Origin of the sequence: Pontibacterium sp., from assembly GCF_041587635.1 — a bacterium.
GTDB lineage: Bacteria > Pseudomonadota > Gammaproteobacteria > Pseudomonadales > Balneatricaceae > Pontibacterium.
Genome location: NZ_JBFGYC010000167.1, coordinates 1 through 7,159, shown reverse-complemented (window position 1 = coordinate 7,159; position 7,159 = coordinate 1). Strand labels below are relative to the sequence as shown.

The following is a 7,159-nucleotide window of genomic DNA, read 5'->3' as shown; positions in this document are numbered from 1 at the left end:
GTTGGTTCGACTTACCCTGAACAAAGGACTCGAACGTAAACGAGTTGTTCAAATTGGATTGATGGCGGACGCCGCCCTCAACCTCGACCAGACGTTCGCTGATCGGAACCTGAGTCACCATACTGCTGGTGCTGAGTGTCGCTTCATGACCCAGAGGCAGTTCAGGCTGAGGCATTTGAAACAGCGATTCACGCGCTTCGGAAACCGTTGGCGGGGTGATGATATCGGCTGATTCAGGTACACCGAAGCTAACCGGCGCGGCAGCAGCAGGCGTCGGCGCCGCATGAACAGCAGCAGGTTGCGCTGCAGGTGTCGCGGCCGGAATCGGCGCAACTGCCGCAGGTCGTGCACGTGATGGCATAACAGGGCGCTGACGCATACCGCGTGCGGCACCGGCCATACCCGCCACATCCAGAGAGACGCTGGCGCTGATATCGCCGCTGACGTCACATACGACCTGACGAATCCGGGACAGGAACTTATCGCTGACCCAGTCCTTAACAAAACGGTTTGGCGCCAACAGAACCAGTTGATCCGGGGAGTCAGGCGATGCTTTCAGAGGTCGGATCCAGGTATTGTATTGCTGAGCAGGAAACTCTTCCTGAAGGCTCTGCAAACAGCGATCCCACAATTCCGTCGACATAATTTAACTGATCCTCTCCACGTTCTAAGTACGTTCCGTACTTGATCCGTACGCTGCTATACACACACCGCACCTTATATACAGCCTGCAAACACAGGGGTGTAGCACGACTTGTACACAGCGCAGCGGGCCTGCTTTTATGCAGTTTCGGTGGCACTGAAGGCTTTATTTATCCAAGAGTAAGGATTTTATCCTCAAGCCGCCCACTTATCCACAAACAATTCCATTATTTGCAAAATACCTTACACTGAACCCAATCAGGCCGAAGATGCCCGTTTTACGGGGATCAGAGAATTTTTTGGTGATTTAAACAACAACCTTTCAACGTGATTCCCCCAGCCTTAATCACAGGCTATCTTATTGATTATTTATTGGATACCTAAGTTTTCAACAGATTTAGGCAGATATCCTGAGGTTATCCAGATTGCCATTTTTTTGCCGAATATTTATACAAAAGAGGTAAATTACGGTTGAAGGTGTAGATCAGATTACGTAGAATCCGCGGTCTAATTTTTACCGTGCTGATACTCAGGCACCCAAAATTAACGAGTGTTAGTAGGACTACTCCGATGAAAAGAACATTCCAACCAAGCGTTCTGAAACGCAAACGTACTCACGGTTTCCGTGCTCGCATGGCTACCAAAAATGGTCGTCAGTTGATTAACCGTCGCCGTGCTAAAGGCCGTAAGCGTCTGTCTAAGTAATGGCTTCCTGAAAAGGTCTGGTTATTTGAATGACCACATTCGGATATCCCCGCGAGTTAAGAATTCTTACTGGTGGGGGCTTTCAGCGAGTATTTGATAATGCTTCTCTGAAAGTACCAGACCAACAGATCCTTATTCTTGCCCGTCCCAACGGACTCGATCATCCTCGTATCGGGTTTGTCTTATCCAAAAAAAATATACGCTTAGCGGTGCAACGTAACCGTGTTCGGCGTATCATTCGCGAGTCTTTTCGCCTCAATCAGCATAAATTACCTGCGGTTGACATTGTCGTGCTCGCACGACGTGGACTAGGCGACCTGGAATCCGAAGATCTTCACAAATTGAGTTCCAAGTGTTGGTCGCGGCTAAGAAAAAAAGCTAAACAGCGTACAAACAAAGAAAACGGTTAACCCATGGATGTACAGCGAATCATACTGATCACCGCAATGGCATTGATCTCTTACATGCTGGTACTGCAGTGGAACGAAGACTACGGCCAGTCGCAGACAGCGGGTGAGCAGGTAGTGACTTCGGTTTCCGCGTACAGTACTCCTGCTGTGGAAACAGATCTGCCCGTTGCGGCTGACGAAGAAACAGCAAGCGCAGACGTACCAAATACCGGCACGAAAGTTAAAGCAGCTTCCGCACAGTTGATCACCATCAACACTGATGTGCTGAATGTCATTATCGACACTAAAGGTGGCGATATCATTCAGGTGGCCCTGCCAGCACATAAAGCAGCTCTGGGTTCTGAGCAGCCATTCGTATTGATGGAACAGACCACCAACCGCACATACGTTTCTCAGAGCGGTCTGGTTGGTAGCGATGGTCCGGATGCCAGCAAAGCAGGTCGTCCAACATATCAGGTTGATGCGGCTCAATTTGAGCTGGGTGAACAGGAAAGTATTAACGTTGATCTGAAACTCACCGATTCCAAAGGTGTGAAGATCACCAAACGTTATACCTTCACCAAAGGATCCTATAACGTTGGCCTGTCCTATATTGTCGATAACCAGTCTGCAGAAAACTGGAAGGCAAATCTGTTCGGCCAGATCAAGCGTGATAGCAGCGAAGACCCAACCACCAGCACCGATATGGGTATGCAATCCTACCTGGGTGCAGTGTTCTCCACCGTTGAAGACAACTATCAGAAAGTTGATTTCGACGATATGGATGAGAAGGCGTTTAAAGCCACTTCTCAGGATGGGTACGTTGCCTTCGTTCAGCATTACTTTGTCAGTGCCTGGATCCCGGAAGCCGGTGCCGAGTACAGCTACAAGTCTCGCAAGCTGAACGACGCTTACATCATGGGCTTTATCTCTCCTGACTTCATTGTTGCACCGGGTGAGACTAAGACAGTCACCGCAAACTTCTACGCAGGTCCTAAAGATCAGGATCAGATGGAAGCGGCCAACGAAAACCTGAAACTTACCGTAGATTACGGTTGGTTGTGGTGGGTTGCCTCTCCTCTGTACTGGTTGTTGACCAAGGTTTACTCCTTCCTGGGTAACTGGGGTCTGGCAATCATCGGTGTTACCGTACTGGTGAAAGCTGCGCTGTTCCACCTGAATGCGAAAGCGTTCAAGTCCATGGCGAAGATGCGTAAGTTCGGTCCAGAAATGCAGCGCATGAAAGAGATGTATGGCGATGATCGCCAGAAGATGTCTCAGGAAATGATGAAGCTGTACCAGAAAGAGAAGATCAACCCTCTGGGTGGCTGTCTGCCAATTGTTGCGCAGATGCCGGTCTTCATCGCTCTGTACTGGGTACTGATGGAATCTGTGGAACTGCGTCATGCCGAGTTCTTGTACCTGATTGACTTGTCATCCAAAGATCCATATTTCATCCTGCCATTGCTGATGGGCGCGAGTATGTTTATTCAGCAGTCGCTGAACCCAACTCCTCCAGACCCAATGCAGGCGAAGATCATGAAGATGCTGCCAATTGTCTTCACCTTCTTCTTCCTGTGGTTCCCGGCAGGTCTGACCCTGTACTGGGTAGTGAACAACGTACTCTCTATCGCACAGCAGTACGTGATCAACAAACAGATCGAGGGCAGTGGTGAACCGGCGAAAGCCAAGTAAACCATCTCCCTATTAAAAAGGCCCTTCAGGGCCTTTTTTGCTTTTGACGGTACAAGAATATGACACTGATTGATCAAGATACCATTGCAGCTCAGGCTACCCCTCCGGGACGTGGCGGTGTGGGCATTATCCGCGTCTCGGGTAAACAGGCGCAGGCCATCGCCCGTGACATACTGGGATTGGAACCCAAACCCCGTTACGCCCATTACGGTCCGTTTATGGATGGCAGCGGTAATCAGATCGATCAGGGTATCGCCCTGTATTTTCCCGGACCGAACTCCTTCACCGGCGAAGACGTTCTGGAGCTGCAGGGTCACGGCGGCCCGATCATCATGGACTTTATCCTGCGTCGTGTATTGGAGCTGGGTGCCCGTCTGGCACGTCCAGGTGAGTTCTCTGAACGGGCGTTCCTCAACGATAAGCTGGATCTGGCACAGGCAGAGGCCATTGCCGACCTGATCGACAGCTCCTCCGAGCAAGCGGCACGTTGCGCCTTGCGCTCACTGCAGGGGGAGTTTTCCAATCGTATCCACGAGTTGGTTGAATCTCTGATTCAGCTGCGTATCTATGTCGAAGCCGCCATCGACTTCCCTGAAGAGGAGATCGATTTCCTGGCTGACGGTAAAGTACTGTCCGATCTGGAAAGCGTGCTGGAGCGGGTAGACGCCGTCCAGTCCGAAGCCAAGCAGGGCAGCTTGCTGCGTGAAGGCATGAACGTGGTAATCGCGGGCCGTCCGAACGCCGGTAAATCAAGCCTGCTCAATGCCCTGGCAGGTCAGGAACGGGCGATCGTCACGGATATTGCTGGGACCACCCGTGATGTCCTGCGCGAACATATTCATATCGATGGGATGCCGTTACATATCATCGATACTGCCGGTTTACGCGAAGCACCTGATGAGGTGGAACGCATTGGTATCAACCGTGCCTGGGACGAGATCCGCAACGCCGACCGGGTGCTATTGATGGTGGATAGCACAACAACCAACACGGACGATCCCGAACAGATCTGGCCCGAGTTTGTTCACCAGCTGCCCGATGCAGATAAAATTACCGTCATCCGCAATAAGGCAGACCTCAGCGGTGAATCCATCGGCCAGCGCGAATCCCACGGTCACACCCTGATCGCACTCTCAGCAAAAGGCAATTTAGGTGTGGATACCCTACGCGACCACCTGAAGACCTGTATGGGCTTCACCAGCACCACCGAAGGTGGATTTCTGGCCCGTCGTCGTCATCTGGAAGCATTGGAACAGGCCCATGAACTGCTGCAAACCGGTCATGACCAGCTAGTGATGAACGGGGCGGGTGAGTTACTGGCCGAGGATCTGCGTCAGGCACAGCAGGCGCTGAACGAAATTACCGGTGAATTCAGCTCAGACGATCTGCTTGGCCGAATCTTCAGTTCGTTCTGTATCGGCAAGTAAACTGAAGTCCCACGCAGAGTCACGCCGTGTGTTGGACTCACAAGGAGAATAACGATGTCACTGAATCTTAGTTGCCCACACTGTAACGTCACCAACCGTATACCAGCGGATCGTCTAGGCGATGGTCCGAAATGCGGCAAGTGTAAACAACCCGTCTTCAGTGGTAAGGCACAGGAATTGTCTGCCGCCAACGTCAGCAGCGTACTCAATCGCAACGATATTCCGGTACTGGTCGATTGCTGGGCGACCTGGTGTGGTCCTTGTCAGCAGTTTGCTCCGATCTTCGAGCAAGCAGCAAAGGAGTTTGAGCCCAACATCCGACTGGCTAAGCTGAATACCGAAGCAGAGCAGGGCATCGCCAGCCAATGGCAAATTCGCTCCATTCCCACCCTGATCCTGTTCCGCCAGGGCAAAGAGGTTGCTCGCATGAGTGGGGCGTTGCCACTGCCTCAGCTCAAGCAATGGCTACAGCAACAGGGTGTCTCGGTTTAACGTCCGCCATGCACATCGTTCCCATGCTCCCGCGTGGGAATGCAGATCGCTGTTGTATATCGGGGTCAAAACATTGTGAACGCTCTGACCTCCTACTTCTGACTACACCTGACTTTCCGCTGTGCTCACCGCACGGAATATGCCACTGACCGAAAAACGGCCAGCCCCCATAAATACCATCACCTGACTGCCCGCCAGACACAACATCGCCCACTCAAACCCGCCATTACGGGCATAAAACCCCTGCGGCAGATGAAAGTAGATCGCAACCATCATCAGTCCACTCAATAGCAGTGCAGCATGTCGCGTGAAAAACCCCAACGCCAGCGCCCAACCAGCTATCAGTTCGATTAACGCGGCTGACAGCGCCAGATAGCGAATCTGATCTTCTGAGAGAAAACCAAATAAACCCGCCACTAGCTGCGTAAATCCCTGCAACTGAATCAGGGTATAGTCCAGCAGGTTATCTTCGCGCCAAAATACACCGCTATCCCATCCCAGCTTATCCGCCCCATGAATAATAAAAATCGAACCTAAACAAACTCTTAAACCAACCAACGCCAGATCTAATCCCACAATTGCATCCCTTCCTATGGCAAAACCAAATAATACAATCTAAATGATAATCGTTTTTATTATTGAAAACGATTATAAAATGCATAGAATGTAGGGCTAAATAATCCTGAAGTACTCAACTTCATACACTCTGGAGACACACGTGGCTGTTCGCTTTCTGCTGGCGCTCGTTGTATGGATACCCCTGATCGCACAGGCAGAAACAGCCAACGAGTCGCCATCCCCCCTTAGAGTTGAAGCATTAGACTCTTCCGATCTGGCCGGAAATCTGAAAAAACTCGAGCAATACTATGCACGCGTGAATCAGCAGATGGATAAACGTCTATCGCGTAACGCGCGTGACCCATTTGCCGATACCGAACAAACCCGTCAGCCTTCAGCACCGAGCCTCCAGAAAAAAGATCTCTTCGTCCCTAAACGTCTGAGTGGTAACACCACCGAGGATACAAAGAGCAGCGGTAAATTCTCGCTAAGCCAAGCACAACAGGAAGAATCTCAGGGTATCCCTCGAATGCAATTTCGCGGCTTTATCCGTATGGACGGTGAAAAGGCCGGTCTTTTAAATATCAACGGCCTCGGCACCTTTGTAGTGAAGGAAGGTGACAAGGTGGGCCTGCAACAGATGACCAGTGATACCGTCGTGCGGATTGTTGAGATCAACCCGCTTAACCTGATTATCGAGTTCGGCAACCTTGGTGAGAAAGTGGTGATTCAGTGATGAAAAAATATATCCAGACGCTACTGGTCTGTCTGTGCATCGCGGCCCCTACGGCTAATGCAGTCACCAAGACGATCGAGTTTGTTGAATTTAAAAACGCTGCCATCGAGGATGCGACCCGAATTCTGGCAGCGATGACCGGCAGTAACATCGCAGTCACTCAGGCAGCCAGTGGGGCTCAGGTGAATCTATTATTGCGTGATGTGGATCTGAAACACGCGGTGGATACCTTGTCGCGTGTATCCGGGCTCTGGTATCGCTATAGCAAAAGTAATAACAGCTATCTGATCATGACCGAAGAGCAGTATCAGGGTGATATTGTGGTTTACCGTGACGATATCGTACGCACGTTCACCTTACGCCATCAGAATACGGAGTCCGCGGCTCAAACCATTAAGAATCTGTACGGAGACCGCGTTGAACTGACCTTGGAAGAGGATAATAACGGTTTTGACGGGCTGAATTTTGATACCGCCGATGAAGCAACCGTTGTCGCTCGCCGCTCCGAAAATGAC

At 51.0% G+C, this 7,159-nt stretch carries 9 protein-coding genes; 7 read left to right on the top strand and 2 right to left on the bottom strand.

Features of this window, described 5'->3' with window-relative positions; genetic code table 11:
* On the bottom strand, window positions 1–643 hold a 643-nt coding region (locus tag ABYW01_RS10020), incomplete at its 3' end, for a DnaA N-terminal domain-containing protein (RefSeq protein ID WP_372832451.1).
* A 569-nt stretch (window positions 644–1,212) separates the two neighbouring features.
* On the opposite strand from ABYW01_RS10020, the gene rpmH reads away from it, so the two are divergent.
* Genes rpmH through trxC form a run of 5 tightly spaced genes read left to right on the top strand, consistent with a single transcriptional unit; the run spans window position 1,213 to window position 5,350 of the window.
* Complete coding sequence (gene rpmH / locus ABYW01_RS10015; protein WP_193954566.1) at window positions 1,213–1,347, top strand: 50S ribosomal protein L34; 135 nt, start codon at window positions 1,213–1,215, stop codon at window positions 1,345–1,347.
* Window positions 1,348–1,376: 29 nt separating this feature from the next.
* Window positions 1,377–1,757, top strand: a complete 381-nt coding sequence (rnpA, locus tag ABYW01_RS10010) for a ribonuclease P protein component (RefSeq protein WP_372832449.1) — start codon at window positions 1,377–1,379, stop codon at window positions 1,755–1,757.
* Window positions 1,758–1,760: 3 nt separating this feature from the next.
* Window positions 1,761–3,431 (top strand): membrane protein insertase YidC, encoded by a 1,671-nt coding sequence (gene yidC, locus ABYW01_RS10005; protein ID WP_372832447.1) that lies wholly within the window; start codon window positions 1,761–1,763, stop codon window positions 3,429–3,431.
* Between the two features lie 59 nt (window positions 3,432–3,490).
* Window positions 3,491–4,858, top strand: a complete 1,368-nt coding sequence (gene mnmE / locus ABYW01_RS10000; protein ID WP_372832445.1) for a tRNA uridine-5-carboxymethylaminomethyl(34) synthesis GTPase MnmE — start codon at window positions 3,491–3,493, stop codon at window positions 4,856–4,858.
* Window positions 4,859–4,912: 54 nt separating this feature from the next.
* Window positions 4,913–5,350: a thioredoxin TrxC gene (trxC, locus tag ABYW01_RS09995; RefSeq protein WP_372832443.1), complete on the top strand. Its 438-nt coding sequence runs from the start codon at window positions 4,913–4,915 to the stop codon at window positions 5,348–5,350.
* 102 nt (window positions 5,351–5,452) lie between these two features.
* Here the strand turns inward: trxC and ABYW01_RS09990 are convergent, their stop codons facing one another.
* Window positions 5,453–5,926, bottom strand: a complete 474-nt coding sequence (locus tag ABYW01_RS09990; protein ID WP_372832441.1) for a DoxX family protein — start codon at window positions 5,924–5,926, stop codon at window positions 5,453–5,455.
* 142 nt (window positions 5,927–6,068) lie between these two features.
* Here ABYW01_RS09990 and ABYW01_RS09985 point away from each other — a divergent pair, with 142 nt between their 5' ends.
* Together ABYW01_RS09985 and ABYW01_RS09980 are read left to right on the top strand one after the other, a co-directional pair.
* A complete protein-coding gene (locus ABYW01_RS09985; RefSeq protein ID WP_372832439.1) occupies window positions 6,069–6,644 on the top strand; it encodes a hypothetical protein in 576 nt (191 codons plus the stop codon).
* The coding region (locus ABYW01_RS09980; protein ID WP_372832438.1) for a hypothetical protein at window positions 6,644–7,159 on the top strand (516 nt) is incomplete at its 3' end. The genes ABYW01_RS09985 and ABYW01_RS09980, both read left to right, overlap by 1 nt.